This window comes from Caldovatus aquaticus, from assembly GCF_019458025.1.
GTDB classification, from domain to species: domain Bacteria; phylum Pseudomonadota; class Alphaproteobacteria; order Acetobacterales; family Acetobacteraceae; genus Caldovatus; species Caldovatus aquaticus.
On the sequence record NZ_JAHZUY010000025.1, the window covers coordinates 1 to 18,082 of the forward strand.

An 18,082-nucleotide genomic window follows, 5' to 3' on the forward strand; every position below is an offset into this window, starting at 1 on the left:
TCGCGGCCGACGCCTCGTCGCGCCGCCCGGCACCGGCACCCGGCCGACCGCCGACCGCGTGCGCCAGGCGCTGTTCGACATGCTCTGGCACGCGCCCTGGGGCGGGCGCGAGACGGTCGAGGGGCAGCGCGTGCTCGACGCCTTCGCCGGCACCGGCGCCGCGGGGCTCGAGGCGCTCTCGCGCGGCGCCGCGCACGCGACCTTCCTCGAGTCCGACCCCGCCGCGCTCGCCGCGCTGCGCGCCAACATCGCCGCCTGCCGCGAACAGGCGCGCGCCACCGTGCTCGCGGCCGACGCGACGCGCCCGCCGCGCGCGCCGGCGCCCTGCGGGCTGGTGTTCCTCGACCCGCCCTACGGCGAGGGGCTGGCGCCGCGGGCGCTGGCGGCGCTCGGCGCGGCGGGCTGGATCGCGCCGGGGGCGGTGGTGTGCGCGGAGACGGGGCGGGGGGAGGAGGTCGCGGCGCCGGCGGGATACGCGCTGCTGGCGGAGCGCGCGCACGGGGCGGCGCGGCTGTGGGTCTTCCGCGCCCCCGCCTAGAGCCGTTTCCGCCCGACCGTGCGCACGGCGACGGCTCCGGCCTGTTGCCTGTCGCGCGGATTCGCGCTCCCGGCTGGTCCCGGCCGTCCGCGACCCGTTCCAGCGCCGGGCAAGGACGGGGGGCGGGGGCGGCCGGAAGCGTGCGGCGGCGGATGCCCTACCGCCGCCCGAACAGCCGCTCCAGCTCGCCGCGGCCGAGGCGCAGCACGGTCGGCCGGCCGTGGCTGCAGGTCGCGGCGCGCGGCGTCGCCTCCATCGCGCGCAGCAGCGCCGCCATCTCCGCCTCGCTGAGCCGCCGCCCCGCGCGCACCGAGCCGTGGCAGGCGAGCCGGGCGAGGGCGGCGTCGAGCCGCGCCTCGAGCGCCGGGGCCTCGCCCGCGGCATCGGTCTCGGCCAGCTCGTCGGCGAGGTCGCGCAGCAGCGGCGCCGGGTCGGGCGCGCCGAGCAGCGCCGGCAGGGCGCGCACCAGCACCGCGCCGGGGCCGAAGGCCTCGACCTCCAGGCCGAGCCGCGCGAGCGTCGCCGCCGCGGCGAGCAGGCGGGCAGCATCGGCGGGCGGCAGGGAGACCACCGCGGGCAGCAGCAGGGGCTGGCTGCGCACGCCGCCGGCGAGAAGCTGCGCCCGCAGCGCCTCGTGCGTCAGGCGCTCGTGCGCGGCGTGCTGGTCCACGAGGATCAGCGCGCCGTCCGGCGCCTCGGCGAGGATGTAGGTCTCCAGGATCTGCGCGAGCGGACGGCCGAGCGGCCGATCCCCGGCCGGCGCGGCGGCCGGGCCCGCGGCGGCGCCGTCCGCGCGCGGCAGCAGGCCAGGTGCGGCGGCGCCGTCCCGGTCCGCTTCCGCCCTGCCGAAGCCGAGCGGCAGCGCCGGGGCTTCGGCGAACCCGGCAGGGGCCGGGCAGGCGGGCGGGGCGAGGGCGAAGTCCGCCGCGGCCGCCGCGCGCGCGTCGGCCTCCGCCGTCCTGCCCGGGGGCGGCGGAACGGCCGCGCCGCGCGCCGCCGCGCCCGCGCCGGCCTCCAGCGCGCGCCGCAGCGCGGCGATCAGCGCGCCGCGCACCCGCTCGGCCTCGCGGAAGCGGAGCTCGGTCTTCATCGGATGGACGTTCACGTCCACCGCCTCGGGCGGCAGGTCGAGGAACAGCGCCGCGACCGGGTGCCGCCCGGCGGCGACCAGGCCGCGATAGGCGACGCGCAGCGCCGTGCGCAGCAGCGGGTCGCGCACCGGGCGGCGGTTGACCACCAGGTGCTGCTCCGCGGCGGTGGCGCGCGTGTAGGCGGGCAGCGCGGCAAGTCCCTCGAGCGCGAGGTCCCTCCACGCGCCGCCCAGCGGCACCGCGGCGGCGGCGAACTCCGCGCCGAGCAGGTCGCGCACCCGGGCGGTCCGGTCCGCGGCGGGGGCGAGCGCCAGCGCCTCCCGCCCGTCGCTGACGACGCGGAACGCCACCTCGGGCCAGGCCAGGGCGAGGCGGCGCACCGCCTCGACCGCGTGCTCGGCCTCGGTGCGCGGGTGGCGCAGGAACCGGCGCCGCGCCGGGGTGGCGAAGAACAGGTCGCGCACCTCGACCCGCGTGCCGGGCGGGCCGGCGGCGGGCATGACGTCCGACTTGCGGCCGGCCTCGACGGCAATGCGGTGGGCCTCCGCCGCGCCGCGCGGGCGCGAGGTGATGGCGAGCCGCGCCACCGCGCCGATCGAGGGCAGCGCCTCGCCGCGGAAGCCCAGGGTGGCGATGCGGAACAGCGCCGCCTCCTCCGGCAGCTTCGAGGTGGCGTGGCGCTCGACGCAGAGGGCGAGGTCGGCGGCGTCCATGCCGCAGCCGTCGTCCTCGACCAGGATGCGGGCGATGCCGCCCTCCTCCAGCACGACCTGGATGCGCGTCGCGCCGGCGTCGAGCGCGTTCTCGACCAGCTCCTTCACCGCCGCGGCCGGGCGCTCCACCACCTCGCCGGCGGCGATGCGGTTGGCGGTGGTCTCGGGGAGGAGGCGAATCGCGGGCATGGGCGGGGCATTCTACAGGCCCCGGCGGGGAAGAGGACGCCGGCCGGGCGGCGGATCGCGGCGGAGGTTCAGAAGATGCCCAGCGCCAGCCCGGCTGCCAGGGCCGCGCCGCGCTCCTCGCAGCGGGCGAGGTCGGCGGCGCCGATCGTCTTGGGGGCGAGGATCGCCTCCGGCGTCTGCGCGCGGGTGATCACGATCAGCGGCTCGGCCACGGCGCGCAGGCGCCAGCCGGTGGCGATGCGCGCGATCTGGCGCGCGGCATTGGTGCCGTCGCTGCCGGCGCAGACCAGCGTCGCGTAGGGCCGGCCGGCGATGCGGCCGAGCGCCGGGTAGTAGGTGCGGTCGAAGAAGTCCTTCATCACCCCGGCCATGGCGGCGAGGTTCTCCGGCGTGGCGAAGAGGTAGCCGTCGGCCGCCAGCACGTCGGCGGCGCCGGCCGCGCGCGCCGCGAGCAGACGGACGGCAACGCCGGCCTCGCCCGCCGCGCCGCGCGCCGCCGCCTCCGCCATCTGCCGCGTGCCGCCGGTGAGGGAGTGGAAGACGATCAGCAGCGTCTTCGGCGCGGGGGCGGCGGGGCCGGTCACGGCCGCCGCCGCCCGGCTTCCCGCGGCGCGGCGTCAGCAGGCGAGATAGCCGCCGTCCACATGCAGCTCGCTGCCGGTCATGTAGGAGGACTCGTCCGAGGCGAGGAACAGCGCCGCATGGGCCACCTCCTCCACCCGGCCGGGTCGGCCCAGCGGCACGTGCTGCAGCAGGCGCGCGCGGAACGCCGGGTCGGCGGTGGCGCCGGAGGTGCGCATCGGCGGCATCACGCCCGGGTGGATGCTGTTGACGCGGATGCCGGCCGGCCCCTCCTGCACCGCCACCGCCTTGGTCAGCAGCCGCACCGCCGCCTTGGAGGCGTTGTAGGCGCAGTGGATGCGCTCCTGCCCGACCACGCCCGAGATCGAGGAGATGTTGATGATCGAGCCGCCCGTGCGCCGCATCGCCGCCACGCCGTGCTTGACGCCGAGGAAGGCACCGCGCGCGTTGACCGCCATGATCCGGTCCCACAGCGCCGTGTCGTAGAGGTCGCCGGCGGCGCTGCCGGAGATGCCGGCGTTGTTCACCAGCACGTCGAGCCGTCCCCACGCGCCGACCACCGCGCCGACCGCCGCCTCCCACTGCGCCTCCTCGGTGACGTCGAGCCGGAGGAAGCGCGCCGTGCCGCCGGCGGCCGCGATGTCGGCGACGACGGCGCGGCCCTCCTCCTCGAGCAGGTCGCAGACCGCGACCTTCGCGCCCTCGCGGGCGAAGAGCCGCGCCATCGCCGCCCCCATCCCCGAGGCCGCGCCGGTGATGAGGGCCACCTTGCCGTCCAGCCGTCCCATGGGCCGTCCTCCCTCCCGCTGCTTGGGTGGCGCCAGCCTCGCGCGGTCCGGGCGGCGCGGCAACGGGGGCGGGCGCGGGGGCGGGCCGGCCCCGAGCGGCCGTTCTGCGTCCGGCGCCCGCGCGCGGGCGGGGCCGAACCGAGGCTTTTCGGAAGCGCGCGGCGCGCGCAGGATCGCGCGTGCCATGACGAGCCGACCGCGACGCCCGCAGATCGCCAGCCACCGCGGCGGGGCCTTCCTCTGGCCCGAGAACAGCATGACCGCCTTCCGCGAGACCGCGCGCCTTCCGGTGGACCAGGTGGAGTGCGACGTGCACCTCTCCGCCGACGGCGAGGTGGTGATCATGCACGATGCGACGCTCGACCGCACGACGGATGCGTGCGGGCCGGTCGCGGCGCGCCGGGCGGCGGAGCTGCGCGCCGTGCGGGTGCGGGGCACCGGCGGGGAGGGCGTGCCGATGCTCGCCGACCTCGCTGCGCTGATCCGGCCGACGGCGCTGCTGCTTCGGGTGGAGATCAAGGCCGGCGCGGACGGCCTGCCCTATCCGGGGATCGTGCCGCGCGTGCTCGCCGTCCTCGACGCGGCGGGGATGCGCGGGCGCGCGGTGGTGATCGGCTTCCAGGCGCCGACCGTGGCGGAGGCGGCGCGGGCGGGCGGCCTCGCCGGCGTCGCCTGGCTGCTGGAGGCGCCGTGGTGGCGGGCGCTCGGCCTCGCCGGCGCGATCGCCGCGGCGCGCGCGCACGGCGTCGGCGAGATCGGGCTGCCGGAGGCGCTGGTGGATGCGGAGGCGGTGGCGGGGCTGCGGGCGGCGGGCCTCGCGGTGGGCGCCTGGGGTGCCAACCACGCGCCGAGCATCCGGCGCATGCTCGCCCTGGGCGTGGACGTGTTCGCGACCGACGACCCGCCGCTCGCGCTCCGCCTGCGCGGCTGAGCCGCGCCCGCCGCCGGCCCGCCCCGCGCGGTTCGGGCGCACGGTGGCCTGCTTGCCGCGGTCTGTAGGCGCGGCCTATGCTTTGGCGACAAGGTCCGGATCGAACGGACCGGGAGGCCGGCAGGAAATCGGATGGGAGAGCGCCCGCGTGGACCCCGCAGCGCCGATCCTTGAGGCCGAGCGCGTCTCGTTGCGCTTCGGCGGCGTGCGTGCGCTGACCGACGTATCCTTCGCGGTGCGGCGGGGCGAGGTCTTCTCCATCATCGGCCCCAACGGCGCCGGCAAGACCTCGATGGTCAACTGCATTTCGGGCCGCTACCGGCCGACCGGGGGGCGCATCCGGTTCGAGGGCCGGGACATCACGCGGGTGCCGACGCGGCGGCGCGCCGCACTCGGCATCGGGCGGACCTTCCAGAACCTGGCGCTGTTCGGGCACATGACGGTGCTCGACAACATCATGGTCGGGCGCCACCACCTGCTGCGCTCGGGCTTCCTGCGCGGGATGGTGTACTGGCTCGGCGGCGCGCAGCAGGAGGAGATCGCGCACCGGCGCGAGGTCGAGGAGATCATCGACTTCCTCGAGATCCAGCACGTGCGCAAGGCGATCGCCGGGCAGCTTCCCTACGGGCTGCGCAAGCGCGTGGAGCTCGCGCGCGCGGTGGCGCTCCGGCCGAAACTGATCCTGCTCGACGAGCCGATGGCGGGCATGAACCTCGAGGAGAAGGAGGACATGGCCCGCTACATCCTCGACCTCAACGAGGAGTGGGGCATGACCGTGCTCATGATCGAGCACGACATGGGCGTGGTGATGGACATCTCGCACCGCGTGATGGTGCTCGACTTCGGCAGGAAGATCGCCGAAGGACCGCCGGAGGCGGTGCTGGCCGACGAGCACGTGAAGCGCGCCTACCTCGGCGAGGCGGACGAGGCGGTCTCCGAGCCGGAGGAGGCGGTGGCATGAGGACGGCCGAGGCGACGCCCGACACCCTGCCGAAGCTGCTGGTCCGCAACGCGCGCGCGCACCCCGGGGAGGTGGCGCTGCGCGAGAAGGAGTTCGGCATCTGGCGCGCCATCACCTGGGCGCAGTACGAGGCGCGCACGCGCGCGATCGCGCTCGGCCTGCACGCCCTCGGCCTCGGCCGCGGCGACGTGGTGGCGCTGATCGGCGACAACCGTCCCGACTGGGTGATGGGCGAGATCGCGGCGCACGCGCTGGGGGCGCGCTCGCTCGGCATCTACCGCGACGCGCTCGACGAGGAGGTCGCCTACCTGCTGGAGTTCAGCGGCGCCAGGGCGGTGATCGCGGAGGACGAGGAGCAGGTGGACAAGCTGCTCAACGTCTCCGACCGCGTGCCGACGCTGCGCCACATCGTCTATTGCGACCCGCGCGGCATGCGGAAGTACGCCGACCCCCGGCTGCTGCCGATGGGCGCGCTGGTCGAGCGCGGCGAGGCGCTGGCGCGCGAGCGGCCCGCACTGTGGGAGGAGCTGGTCGCGGCGACCGACGGCGAGGAGGTGGCGATCCTCTGCACCACCTCCGGCACCACGGCGCGGCCGAAGCTCGCCATGCTGCAGGCGCGGGCGCTGATCCGGCACTGCGAGGCCTACCTCAAGGCCGACCCCAAGGGGCCGGAGGACGAGTACGTCTCCGTCCTGCCGCTGCCCTGGATCATGGAGCAGGTCTATGCCCTCGGCTGGGGCCTGATCGCGCGGATGAAGGTCAACTTCGTCGAGGAGCCCGAGACGACGATGGCCGACTTCCGCGAGATCGGCCCGACCTTCGTGCTGTTCGCGCCGCGCGTGTGGGAGGCGATCGCGGCCGAGGTGCGCGCCAAGGTGATGGACGCCTCGCCGCTCAAGCAGCGGATGTTCGAGACCGGCATGCGACTCGGCCTCGCGGCGCTGGACCGGGGGCGGCGCTCGGCGGCGGCCGACGCGCTGCTGTTCCGCGCGCTGCGCGACCGGCTCGGCTTCAGCCGGCTGAAATCCGCTGCGACCGGCGGCGCCGCGCTCGGCCCGGACACTTTCCGCTTCTTCCTCGCCATGGGGGTGCCGCTGCGCCAGCTCTACGGCCAGACCGAGCTGCTCGGCGCCTACACCATCCACCGGCCCGGCGCGGTGGACTTCGACACCGTCGGCGTGCCCTTCGACCCCTCGATCGAGATCCGCATCCACGAGCCGGACCAGAACGGCGTCGGCGAGATCGTGACGCGCCATCCCAACATGTTCGCCGGCTATCACGGCGTGGCGGAGAACCCGGACCTGCGCGACGGCTGGCTGCACACCGGGGATGCCGGCTACTTCAACAAGGCCGGCCACCTCGTCGTGATAGACCGCATCAAGGACATCGCCACCACCAGCCGTGGCGACCGCTTCTCGCCGCAGTACATCGAGAACAAGCTGAAATTCTCGCCCTATGTCGCGGAGGCGGTGGTGCTCGGCGACGGGCGGCCGCATCTTGCGGCGATGATCTGCATCCGCTTCCCGATCGTCGCCAAGTGGGCGGAGCGCAACCGCATCGCCTTCACCACCTACACCGACCTCTCGGCGAAGCCGCAGGTGCTCGAGCTGCTGCGCGCCGAGGTCCGGAAGGTGAACGCCTCGCTGCCGGAGCCGCAGTGCATCCGCGACTTCGTCCTGCTCTACAAGGAGCTCGACGCCGACGACGAGGAGCTGACCCGCACGCGCAAGATACGGCGCGGCGTCATTGCGAAGAAGTACGGCGACATCATCGAGGCGCTCTACCGCGGCGACCGCGCCATCCCGGTGGACACCACCATCACCTTCCAGGACGGCACGAAGCAGCGGATCCGCACGACGCTGACGGTGGTCTCGGCCGATGCGGGCGCGGCCGAGGCGCCGCTTCCCCTGGCGGCGGAGTAGGGGCGATGGAGCTCGGCTTCCTCCTGCAGCTTCTGCTGAACGGGCTGATCGTCGGCGCGCTCTACGGCGTGGTGGCGATGAGCTTCGTGCTGATCTACAAGGCCTCGCAGGTGGTGAATTTCGCCCAGGGGGAGTTCCTGCTGGTCGGCGCCTGGGTGTGCTGGTGGCTGCTCACCGCCTGGCAGCTCCCCTTCTGGCTCGGCTTCCTCGTCACGCTGGCCTTCATGACGCTGTTCGGCGTCATCCTGCAGGTCGTCGTGCTGCGGCCGCTGATCGGGGAGCCGGTGATCAGCGTCATCATGGTCACGATCGGCCTCTCGATCTTCTTCCAGGCGCTGATGAAATGGATGTTCGGCGTCTTCGCCCAGCCCTTCCCGCCGATCTTCGCGGCGGAGCGCGTGCGGGTGCTGGGGCTCGAGGTGCAGAGCGTCTATCTGCTCTCGCTCGCCATCTCGGCGGCAATCATGATCGGCTTCTGGTGGTTCTTCACCTACTCGAAGCACGGGCTTGCGATGCGCGCGACCGCCTTCGACCAGCAGGTGGCGGCCTCGCTCGGCGTCTCGGTCCCCCGCGTCTTCGCCATGTCCTGGGCGATCTCGGCCATGGTCTCGGCGGTGGCGGGCGTGGTGGTGGGGGTGGTGAACGGCGTCTCCTCCGCCCTCTCCTTCTACGGCATCAAGGTGTTCCCGGCGGTGATCCTGGGCGGGCTCGATTCGATCGTGGGCGCCGTGCTCGGCGGGCTGATCGTCGGCGTGCTGGAGAACCTCGCGCAGTGGCTCGACGCCGAGGTGCTGAACTGGGGCAACATGTACCAGATCGCTCCCTTCTACGCGCTGATCCTGATCCTGCTGATCAAGCCCTACGGCCTGTTCGGCACCGAGGCCATCGAGCGGGTGTGACGCCGCCATGGCCGTGATGATGCCGGCGGGCGACTACCGCACCAGCTACCGGGAGGACATGACGATCTTCCCGACCCGCGGCAGCCGGGTGGCGCTGTGGGCGGGGATCGCGCTGCTCTGCCTGGCGCCGCTGGTGCTCGACCGCTACCTGCTGCACCTGCTGATCAACATCGGCTTCCTCGGCATCGCCGCACTCGGCCTCAACATCCTGGTCGGCTTCACCGGGCAGATCTCGATCGGCCACGCCGCCTTCTTCGGCTTCGGCGCCTTCGCCTCGGCCTGGGCGCACGAGGTCCTGCACGTGCCGGTCGCGCTCGCCATCCCGCTCGCGGGGCTGATAACGGCGCTCGTCGGCCTCGTCTTCGGCGCGCCGGCGGCGCGGCTCAAGGGGCTCTATCTCGCCATCGCGACGCTCGCGGCGCAGTTCATCCTGGAGGACTTCTTCGCCCGCGCGCAGTGGTTCACGGGCGGCGTCGCGGGACGCGTGACCGAGCCCTTCAGCCTGTTCGGGCTGCGCTTCGACCGGGACGAGACCTATTTCTACGTCGTCCTCGCCTTCGTCGCGGCCATGTTCCTCGGCGCCGCCAACCTGATGCGCACGCGCGACGGGCGGGCGCTGGTCGCGGTGCGTGACCACTACCTGAGCGCCGAGATGATGGGCATCAACCTCGCCTACTACCGCACGCTCAGCTTCGGCATCGCGAGCTTCTACGCCGGCATCGGCGGCGCGCTCTACGCCCACTACCTGCTGTTCGTGAGCGTCGAGGCGTTCAACATCCTCTTCTCCATCCAGTTCCTCGGCATGGTCATCATCGGCGGCCTCGGCAGCGTGATGGGCAGCCTGATGGGCGCGGCCTTCATGGTGCTGCTGCCGGAGGTGGTGCAGAGCCTCGCCGACCTGCTCGCCGGCGGCCCGATCGACCGCGCGCTGAAGCTCGGCGCCTCGATCTCCTATCTGCGCGAGATGGCGATCGGCGCCGCCATCATCCTGTTCCTGATCTTCGAGCCGGACGGCCTCGCGCATCGCTGGCGGCTGATCAAGGCCTACTGGAAGCTCTACCCCTACTCGCACTGACCTCGGGAGGAGACATGGCGATGAGCATCAAGCGGACCGTCCTCGGGCTTGCGGTCGCGGGCGGCTTCGCGCTGCCGGCCGCGGCCCAGCCGATCCCGGTCGGGCACCTGATGGACAATTCGGGCCCGACGTCGGACGTCGGCGTGCCCTACGGCCAGGGCGTCGCCGACGCGCTCGCCTGGGTGAACGCGACGCGCAACGGCATCAACGGGCGGCGCCTCAACGTGCTCGGCTTCGACTACGGCTACCAGGCGCCGCGCGCCGTCGCGCAGTACCAGGCCTGGGTGAACCGCGAGCGCGTGGTCGCCATCCAGGGCTGGGGCACGGCGGACACCGAGGCGCTGGTGCGCTTCGTCACCCGCGACCGCATCCCCTACATCTCCGCCTCCTACTCCGCCGCGCTGACCGACGCCGCCGGGCGCTCCGGCCGCCAGGGCGTCGAGGCCGCGCCGTTCAACTTCTTCTACGGCCCGTCCTACTCCGACGCGCTGCGCGCCATGCTGCAGTGGGCGAAGCAGGACTGGGAGCGCCGCGGCCAGCAGGGGCGCCCGCGCTACGTCCACATGGGCGCCAACCATCCCTACCCGAACTCGCCCAAGGAGGCCGGCGAGGCGATGGCGCGCGAGCTCGGCTTCGAGGTGCTGCCGGCGATCCAGTTCGCGCTGACCCCCGGCGACTACACCGCGCAATGCCTGACGCTGAAGAACCAGGGCGCCAACTACGCCTACCTCGGCAACACCGCGGGCTCCAACATCTCCGTCCTGCGCGCCTGCCAGACGGCGGGCGTGCAGGTGCAGTTCCTCGGCAACGTGTGGGGGATGGACGAGAACGCGATGAAGGCCGCGGGCACCGCGGCGAACGGCGTGGTCTTCCCGGTGCGCACCGCCGCCGTCTGGGGCCAGGAGGCGCCGGGGATGCGGACGCTGCGCCAGATCAGCCGCCAGTCCGACCAGGCCGGCACCGCCTACCGCCCGGTGCACTACCTCGCCGGCGTCTGCTCCGCCATGCTGATGGTGGAGGCGATGGAGCACGCCGCGCAGAACGGCGGCGAGGTCTCGGGCCCGCGCATCCGCGACGGGTTCTACGCGCGGCAGAACTGGGTCCCGCGCGGCCTCGAAGGCGTCTGCGTCCCGGTGACCTACGCGGCGGAGGACCACCGCGGCACGATGCGCGTCGCGCTCTACCGCTCCGTCGTCACCGGCGACACCTCGCAGGGCTCGGTGGCCGACCTGATGCGCGCCGGCACCATGCGCATCGAGCCGGTCGCCACCATCGAGCTCGCGCGGCGCCGCGACTGGCTCGGCTGGTGAGCGGCGCCGTCCCCGCAGCCGCCGCGCCGCCTCCGGGCGAGAAGGGCCCTGCGGCGGCCGAGGCGCTGCTCGCGGTGAACAACATCGAGGTGGTGTACAACGACGTCATCCTCGTGCTGCGCGGCCTCTCGCTCGCCGTGCCGAAGGGGGAGATCGTCGCCCTGCTCGGCGCCAACGGCGCCGGCAAGTCCACCACGCTCAAGGCGATCTCGGGCCTGCTCCGGACCGAGGAGGGCGAGGTCACGCGCGGCGACATCCGCTTCGCGGGCGAGCGGATAGACGGCCTCGAAGCGCACGAGATCGTGCGCAGGGGCATCTTCCAGGTGATGGAGGGGCGGCGCATCGTCGCCGACATGACGCCGCTCGAGAACCTCCGCCTCGGCGCCTTCACCCGCTCCGACGCCGAGGTGCGGCGCGACCTCGAGATGGTGTTCGAGTACTTCCCGCGCCTGAAGGAGCGCACCGGGCTCGCCGGCTACCTCTCGGGCGGCGAGCAGCAGATGCTCGCGATCGGGCGCGCGCTGATGGCACGGCCGAAGCTGATCCTGATGGACGAGCCCTCGATGGGCCTCTCGCCGCTCCTGGTGAAGGAGGTGTTCGGCATCGTCCGCCGCCTCAACCGCGAGCTCGGCATCACCATCCTTCTGGTCGAGCAGAACGCGCGCATGGCGCTGTCGGTCGCGAGCTACGGCTACGTGATGGAGCAGGGCAAGGTGGTGCTCGACGGCACCGCGGAGCAGCTCGCCGGCAACGAGGACGTCAAGGAGTTCTACCTCGGCGGCCACGGGGCGGAGCGGAAGTCGTTCAGGAACCTGAAGTCCTACAAGCGGCGGAAGCGCTGGCTGTGACGGGCGGGCATTACGACGCGCTGGAAACGCGCAGCGCCGAGGAGCGCGCGGCGGCGCTTGCCGCGGCGCTGCCGCGCCAGATCGCGCACGCCAGGGCGCACGCCCCGCACTACGCGACGCTGCTCGCTGCGGTGGAGCCGGGGGAGATCACGGGCGTCGCCGCGCTCGCGCGCCTTCCGCTCACGCGCAAGTCCGATCTGATCGCGCTCCAGGCCGAGGCTCCGCCCTTCGGCGGCGTGGTGGCGACGCCGCTCGCCCGCCTCGCCCGCGTCTTCGCCTCGCCCGGCCCGATCTACGAGCCGGAGGGGGACACGCCCGACTACTGGCGCTACGCCCGCGCGCTGTTCGCGACCGGCCTGCGTCCGGGCGACCTGCTGCACAACTGCTTCTCCTACCACTTCACGCCCGCCGGCATGATGCTGGAAGGCGGCGCGCGCGCCCTCGGCTGCCCGGTCTTCCCCGCCGGGACCGGCAACACCGAGATGCAGGCGCGGGCCGCGGCGCATCTCCGCCCGCGCTGCTATGCGGGCACGCCGGACTTCCTCAAGACGATCCTGGAGAAGGGCGACGAGCTCGGCCTCGACCTCTCCTCGATCCGCATCGGCCACGTCACCGCCGGGCCCTACCTGCCGAGCCTGCGCGCATGGTACGCGGCACGCGGCCTGACCGTGCTGCAGTCCTACGGCACCGCCGACCTCGGCCTGATCGCCTACGAGTCCGAGGCGCGCGAGGGCATGATCGTGGACGAGGGCGTGGTGGTGGAGATCGTCCGCCCCGGCACCGGCGATCCCGTGCCGGAGGGCGAGGTGGGCGAGGTCGTCGTCACCACCCTCAACCCGCACCACCCGCTGATCCGCTTCGCCACCGGCGACCTCTCGGCGGTGCTGCCGGGCGTCTCGCCCTGCGGGCGGACCAACCTGCGCATCCGCGGCTGGCTGGGCCGCGCCGACCAGGCGACCAAGGTGCGCGGGATGTTCGTCCGCCCCGAGCAGGTCGCCGAGGTCCTGCGCGCCCATCCCGGCGTGCGGCGCGCGCGCCTCGTCGTCACGCTGGAGGGCGAGCGCGACGCGATGACGCTGCGCGCCGAGGCCGCCTCCCCCGACCCAGGCCTCGCCGAGAGCCTGGCCCGCGCGCTGCAGGCGGCGACCAAGCTGCGCGGCGCGGTGGAGCTGGTGCCGCCCGGCACGCTGCCCAACGACGGCAAGGTGATCGAGGACGCGCGTCCCCTCGGGTGATCGCGGCCCGGGCGCGGCCGCGGCGGGATGCTCGCACGGTCCGGTGTACGCCTCCGGAAGCGTCGCGGCACGGGGAGGGACGGCGGCGGCGGTCGTGGCCCCGCCCGATGGTCCTTGCCGCGCGCCTCGCTTTCGCGCCGCCGCGAGGCGCGATCGCGCGCGCCTGGCGGCTTGGGGCGCCGCGTCCCCCGCGACAGCGGCCGCCCCGCGGCCATCCCCCGGCCCGCCCGTGCGCGCCGCTCAGAGCGTCAGGCCGCGCTCGGCCAGCGCCTTGAGGAAGTTCGGCTCCGGCGGCGGCAGCGGCGGCAGGTCCCAGCTCCCGGTGCCGATCGGCCGGATCTCGCGGTCCACCGGCACCTCCACGAGGTAGGGCCGGTTGGCGGCGATCGCGGCGCGGATCGCGTCCTCGGCCTCGTCGGCGCGCGTCACGCGGTGCGAGGCGACGCCCATCGCCCGGGCGAGCAGCGCGAAGTCGGCGCTGAACGGCCGCTGGTCGCGTTCGGTCCGGAAGCTTGTCGCCAGCTCGCGCCCGCCGAACATGCCGAGCTGGATGTCGCGGATCGAGACATAGCCCTGGTTGTTCCACACCACCCAGACCACGGGGATGTCGTGCTCCACCGCGGTCAGCATGGCGTGCGGCGTCATCAGGAAGGAGCCGTCGCCCACCACCGCGACGCAGGGCCGCTCCGGCGCCGCCAGCTTGGCGCCGAGGATGCCGGAGGTGGCGAAGCCCATCGCCGCGAAGCCCCAGGAATGCAGCAGGTGTCGCGGGCGCAGCGTCTCGAAGAGCTGGATGATCCAGTTGTGGTGCACGCCGACGTCGGAGGCGACGATCGCCTCCTCCGGCAGGGCGCGGGAGAGGGCGCGCAGCAGCCGCTCCGGCCGCAGCGGCACCTGGTCGGAGCGGGCGAGGCCCTCGTGGTACTCCCGCCACACCTCCCGCCCGCGCCCGAGGCGCGCGAGCCAGGCCGCGGTGGTCTCGCGCGCCGTGCCGCCGAGGCGCGAGCGCGCCGCCTCGATCAGCCAGGCGAGGCTCTCCTTGGCGTCGCCCAGGATGCCGAGCTCGGCCGGGTAGTTCCGGCCGATCTCCGCCGGGTCGATGTCGATCTGGATCAGCCGCGCGGGCGGGATGCGGAGCGTGTAGCCGTCGAGCCAGGCGCTGGTGGCACGGTCGTCGAAGGAGAAGCCGAGGGCGAGGATGACGTCGGCGTTCTTCGTCGCATCGTTGGCGGCGTAGGCGCCGTTGCGGCCGATCGCGCCGAAGGCGAGCTCGTGCCGGTCGCTGATCGCGCCCTTGCCGTTCGGGCTGGTCACCACGGGGATGCGCGTGAGCGCGGCGAACGCGGCGAGCTCGGCGGAGGCCTCCGCGAGCAGCACGCCCTGGCCCGCGATGATCACCGGCCGCTCGGCCCCGAGCAGCAGGTCGAGCGCGGCGGAGAGCGCGGCGGGGTTGCCGGGGGCGCCGTTCGCCACCCGCGGCGCCGGTTGCGGCGCCGTCACCGCCGCCTCCTCGACGAAGACGTTGAGCGGCACGTCGAGGTTCACCGGTCCGGGGCGGCCGGAGAGCATGGTGTCCCAGGCCTGCCTCACGGCGAGCGGCACCATCTCCGTCCGCGTCGGCTGCCAGCTCCGCTTCACGTAGGGGCGGATCACGGAGGGGAAGTCCGCCTGGAAGTACCGGCCGGTCTCCTGGAACGGGCCGCGGTTGAACTGCTGCGTCGGGACGTTGCCGGTGATGGCGAGGAAGGCGCTGCTGTCCATCATCGCCGCCGCCAGCGCCACCACCAGGTTGGCCGAGCCCGGACCGCAGCTGGTGAAGGTGGCCACCGGCTCGTGCCGCACCTTGAAGTACGCGTCCGCCATGTGCCCGGCGGTCTGCTCGTGGTGCACGCTGATGGTGCGGATGCGGTTCTGCGCCTTGAAGGCGGCGTCGAGGAAGCCGACGTTGCCGTGCCCGCACAGCCCGAACAGGTAGGGCACCTTCTGCTTCACCAGGAAGTCCACGATGATGTCGGCGCCGTTCATCGTCGTGCGCGCGCCGCCGCTGCCGTCCATCGTCCTGCTCCTTCCGCTCGCCCGGCGCGCCGCGCGGGGTTGCCGGCCATGCGCGGGATCCGCTCCGCAGCGGCCGCCCCCGGCGGCACCCGCGCCGCGATCCCGCCCGCGCCCGGACGCGCGACGGCGAGGCCGGCCGCGGCGCCGCCGGAGACCGGTGCGCCGGCGCGGCGCAGCGCGGTTTCCCTCTCCTTCCCATCGAGCGCCCCGCCCTGCCCGCGGAGGCGGCGGAGCGCCGCCGCGCGCGCCGGCAGGCTGGGACGGTGTGCGGGGCGCGGCGGGGCCGCTCCCGCCCCTCCTGCGGGGCCCATGCGGGACCCGCAGCGCCCCCCGCGACCGAGGTCCGGCCGGCCTCTCGCGGAGCGCGCGCGTACGCCCACCGCTACCCGCACGCGCGCCGCCCCTGCGCCGTGCAGGACGCCGAGGCGGCGGCGATCGCGGATGGCGCGGCGTTTCGCATCCCGAGACGGGGAGACAAGCGGGAATTGCGCGGCATCGTATTGCGGAACGGGCGGGCGGCGCAACCGGAGCGACCTCCCCGCCGGCGCGGCGCCCGGTCGCGCACCGCGCCGGATGCGCCCCGCGGGAAGGCACGCGCCCGGGCCGGACCGGGCCGCCCTGCCGGGGCGCGCCCCGTCCTCAGGCGCTGCTCGCGAGCAGCACGACGCCGAGGCAGATCAGCGCGATCGCCGCCACCCGCCGGGCGTCCATCGGCTCGGCGAAGCCGAAATGGCCGATCAGCGCGATCGCCACGTAGCTCGCCGCGGTGCAGGGCAGCGCCACCGACATCGGGATCCGCCGCAGCGCGACGATGTAGAGCAGGGCCGCGCCGCCGTAGCACACCAGCCCGACCAGCGTCTGCCAGCGGAGGAGCTGGTCGAGGAAGCCTGCGGAGGCGCGGACCGAGCCCGAGGCGCCCACCTTGAGCAGCACCTGGCCGACCAGCGAGGTGCCGATCGCGGCCGCCAGGGCGAGCCAGTGGGGCAGCGCCGCGCTCACGGCGCACCCACGGGATCGCGCGCCGGCTGTGGCGCGGCGCGGTGCGGCGCGGCGGGCGGGGCATCGGGCGCCGCCGGCCGCGGGGGCAGCACCTCGCGCACCACGCCCTGCGGCTTGCCGTTCGCGGAGAGGAAGGCGCGCCCGACATACTCGCCGAGCACGCCGAGGATCAGGAACTGCACGCCGGCGATCAGCAGCATCATGGTCATGGTCGAGGCCCAGCCGGAGGGCGTCTCGCCGGAGAGGCCCTCGAGGATCACGATCGCCGCGCCGATCAGGCCGAGCACGCCCATCGCCGCGCCCGCGAAGACCGCGAGGCGCAGCGGCAGCACCGAGAAATTGGTCGCGAGGTTCAGCCACAGCCGCACCAGCCGCCGCAGCGTGTAGTTGGAGCGGCCCTCGGCGCGGGCGTAGTGCTTCACCTCGATCGAATCGATGCGCTGCGTCACCTGCATGATCAGCCCGTCCACGTAGGGGTAGGGGCCGCGGTATTTCGTCACCTCCCGCACCACGAGCGCGTTCATGCAGCGGAAGGAGGAGAGGTAGAGGCCCTTGGGCTTCTCGAGCAGCCGGTCGGCCACCCAGTTGGCGAAGCGGCTGCCGAGGTTGCGCCAGGTCTCGTGCATCTTCTCGGCGTAGCGGGTGTAGACGACGTCCCAGCCGCCGAGGCGCGCATGGTCGTAGAGGCGCACCACCTCCTCCGGCGGGTTCTGCAGGTCGTCGTCCATGGTGATGACGTAGGCGCCGCGCGCGTGGCGCAGGCCGGTCATCACCGCGTTGTGCTCGCCGAAGTTGCGGGCGTGCTCGATGTAGGTGACGGGCACCGGCGCGCGGTCGCGCAGCGCGCGGCACACCGCGCCGGAATTGTCGGGGCTGCCGTCGTTCACCAGCACGATCTCGAGCCCGCCCGCCGGGCGCAGCGCGGAGAGCGCCTCGACCAGCGTCCCGATCGTCGCCTCGCCGCGATAGACCGGGATGACGATCGAGAGGCCGACGGGGGGCGCCGGGTCGGCGCCGCCCGCGGCGTCAGGCATGGTCATGGCTTCGGGCATCCTCCCTCACGGCCGTGTCGCGACCAGCAGGACCGAGCCTCCGGCCGGATAGCGGAGGCCGAGCGCGGCGAGCCGCCGCTCCAGCGACGTGACGCCGTGCAGCATGCGGTCCAACCATGGCGGATACGGGGCGACGTCGCTCGCCGCCTCCTCCCGCACCGCGAGCAGCTTGCGCTGGACGATCATCAGGGGCAGCAGCAGGGCGTTCCAGTAGCGCGCCTCGATGCGCGCGAAACCGGCGGCGGCGAGCGCGGCGCGGGCGGCGCGGGCGGTGGTGCGGCGGGCGTTGTGCACGCGCCGGTCGTGCGCGCTCTTCAGCCATTCGAAGGCGGGGAGGTTGAGGACCAGCGTCCCGCCCGGGGCGAGGACGCGGCGCAGCTCGGCGAGGCCCCGCTCCGGCGAGACCAGGCGGTGGCACAGGACATCCACGCTGACCGCGGCGCCGAAGGCGCCGTCCGGGAAGGGCAGGGCGTTGACGTCGCCGGTCACGACGACGGCGCCGGACTTCGCCCGCGCGCGCCGCGCCGCGAACTCCTGGTACTCGAGGCCGACCAGCGGCCGCCCGCCGAGCGCCGCGGCGAGGCGGCGCAGCAGCCCGCCAGTGCCGCAGCCGGCGTCCAGCAGCGGCCGCGCCGGATCGCCGGGGCGGCGGGCCAGCGCGTCGATCACGCGGGCGTGGACGGCGCGATACCACCACATCCGGTCCTCGACCGCGTCCATCAGGTCGTATTCGGCCGTCTCCACGGGCGGGTGTGTGGCACCCGTCCGGGCGGCGGACAAGACGCGGGTGCCGGCACGGCCGCTTGCGGCCGGCCCCGGGGCGTCCGGCCGCGGCGGATCCCTGCCATCGCGGCGCCGCAAAGCGGTTGCACACACCGGGACACGCAGCGGAAA

General features: G+C 74.3%; 16 protein-coding genes. 9 read left to right on the top strand and 7 right to left on the bottom strand.

The annotated features are described in order from the left end of the window. Nucleotides 1-538: 16S rRNA (guanine(966)-N(2))-methyltransferase RsmD (gene rsmD, locus K1J50_RS10480; RefSeq protein WP_220117669.1), on the top strand; the 538-nt coding region annotated here is incomplete at its 5' end. A 157-nt stretch (nt 539-695) separates the two neighbouring features. Here the strand turns inward: rsmD and mutL are convergent. From mutL to K1J50_RS10495, 3 genes are all read right to left on the bottom strand, one after another. Next, a complete protein-coding gene (gene mutL, locus K1J50_RS10485) occupies nt 696-2,531 on the bottom strand; it encodes a DNA mismatch repair endonuclease MutL (RefSeq protein WP_220117670.1) in 1,836 nt (611 codons plus the stop codon). A gap of 68 nt (nt 2,532-2,599) precedes the next feature. Further along, the gene (locus K1J50_RS19125) at nt 2,600-3,115 is read right to left on the bottom strand and encodes a flavodoxin family protein (protein ID WP_220117671.1); all 516 of its coding nucleotides are present in this window, start codon (nt 3,113-3,115) and stop codon (nt 2,600-2,602) included. Between the two features lie 33 nt (nt 3,116-3,148). After that, nucleotides 3,149-3,901 (bottom strand): SDR family NAD(P)-dependent oxidoreductase, encoded by a 753-nt coding sequence (locus tag K1J50_RS10495; RefSeq protein ID WP_220117672.1) that lies wholly within the window; start codon nt 3,899-3,901, stop codon nt 3,149-3,151. 184 nt (nt 3,902-4,085) lie between these two features. Here K1J50_RS10495 and K1J50_RS10500 point away from each other — a divergent pair, with 184 nt between their 5' ends. From K1J50_RS10500 to K1J50_RS10535, 8 genes are all read left to right on the top strand, one after another. Beyond that, nucleotides 4,086-4,832 (top strand): glycerophosphodiester phosphodiesterase family protein, encoded by a 747-nt coding sequence (locus tag K1J50_RS10500; protein WP_220117673.1) that lies wholly within the window; start codon nt 4,086-4,088, stop codon nt 4,830-4,832. 148 nt (nt 4,833-4,980) lie between these two features. Then, nucleotides 4,981-5,793: an ABC transporter ATP-binding protein gene (locus tag K1J50_RS10505; protein ID WP_220117674.1), complete on the top strand. Its 813-nt coding sequence runs from the start codon at nt 4,981-4,983 to the stop codon at nt 5,791-5,793. Further along, nucleotides 5,790-7,715 carry a long-chain fatty acid--CoA ligase gene (locus tag K1J50_RS10510; protein ID WP_220117675.1) on the top strand — a complete coding sequence of 642 codons (1,926 nt, stop codon included), beginning with the start codon at nt 5,790-5,792 and terminating at the stop codon, nt 7,713-7,715. The genes K1J50_RS10505 and K1J50_RS10510 overlap by 4 nt, the downstream gene beginning before the upstream one ends. 5 nt (nt 7,716-7,720) lie before the next feature. Further along, on the top strand, nt 7,721-8,614 hold the full coding sequence (locus K1J50_RS10515; RefSeq protein WP_220117676.1) for a branched-chain amino acid ABC transporter permease: 894 nt from the start codon (nt 7,721-7,723) through the stop codon (nt 8,612-8,614). 7 nt (nt 8,615-8,621) lie between these two features. Beyond that, a complete protein-coding gene (locus tag K1J50_RS10520) occupies nt 8,622-9,689 on the top strand; it encodes a branched-chain amino acid ABC transporter permease (protein WP_220117677.1) in 1,068 nt (355 codons plus the stop codon). A gap of 20 nt (nt 9,690-9,709) precedes the next feature. Next, nucleotides 9,710-10,999 carry an ABC transporter substrate-binding protein gene (locus K1J50_RS10525; RefSeq protein ID WP_220117678.1) on the top strand — a complete coding sequence of 430 codons (1,290 nt, stop codon included), beginning with the start codon at nt 9,710-9,712 and terminating at the stop codon, nt 10,997-10,999. A gap of 65 nt (nt 11,000-11,064) precedes the next feature. Further along, complete coding sequence (locus K1J50_RS10530; protein ID WP_220117708.1) at nt 11,065-11,847, top strand: ABC transporter ATP-binding protein; 783 nt, start codon at nt 11,065-11,067, stop codon at nt 11,845-11,847. Continuing rightward, a complete protein-coding gene (locus tag K1J50_RS10535; protein WP_220117679.1) occupies nt 11,844-13,082 on the top strand; it encodes a phenylacetate--CoA ligase family protein in 1,239 nt (412 codons plus the stop codon). Before K1J50_RS10530 ends, K1J50_RS10535 begins: the two co-directional genes overlap by 4 nt. A 240-nt stretch (nt 13,083-13,322) precedes the next feature. On the opposite strand, the gene K1J50_RS10540 is transcribed toward K1J50_RS10535, so the two are convergent. The 4 genes from K1J50_RS10540 to K1J50_RS10555 form a co-directional block, all read right to left on the bottom strand. Beyond that, a complete protein-coding gene (locus K1J50_RS10540; RefSeq protein WP_220117680.1) occupies nt 13,323-15,137 on the bottom strand; it encodes a thiamine pyrophosphate-binding protein in 1,815 nt (604 codons plus the stop codon). Nucleotides 15,138-15,776: 639 nt separating this feature from the next. Beyond that, nucleotides 15,777-16,136 (bottom strand): DMT family transporter, encoded by a 360-nt coding sequence (locus tag K1J50_RS10545; protein WP_369413572.1) that lies wholly within the window; start codon nt 16,134-16,136, stop codon nt 15,777-15,779. After that, nucleotides 16,133-17,176 carry a glycosyltransferase family 2 protein gene (locus K1J50_RS10550; protein WP_220117681.1) on the bottom strand — a complete coding sequence of 348 codons (1,044 nt, stop codon included), beginning with the start codon at nt 17,174-17,176 and terminating at the stop codon, nt 16,133-16,135. The genes K1J50_RS10545 and K1J50_RS10550 overlap by 4 nt, the downstream gene beginning before the upstream one ends. Before the next feature lie 18 nt (nt 17,177-17,194). Then, nucleotides 17,195-17,932 carry a class I SAM-dependent methyltransferase gene (locus tag K1J50_RS10555; protein WP_220117682.1) on the bottom strand — a complete coding sequence of 246 codons (738 nt, stop codon included), beginning with the start codon at nt 17,930-17,932 and terminating at the stop codon, nt 17,195-17,197. Nucleotides 17,933-18,082: the final 150 nt, after the last annotated feature.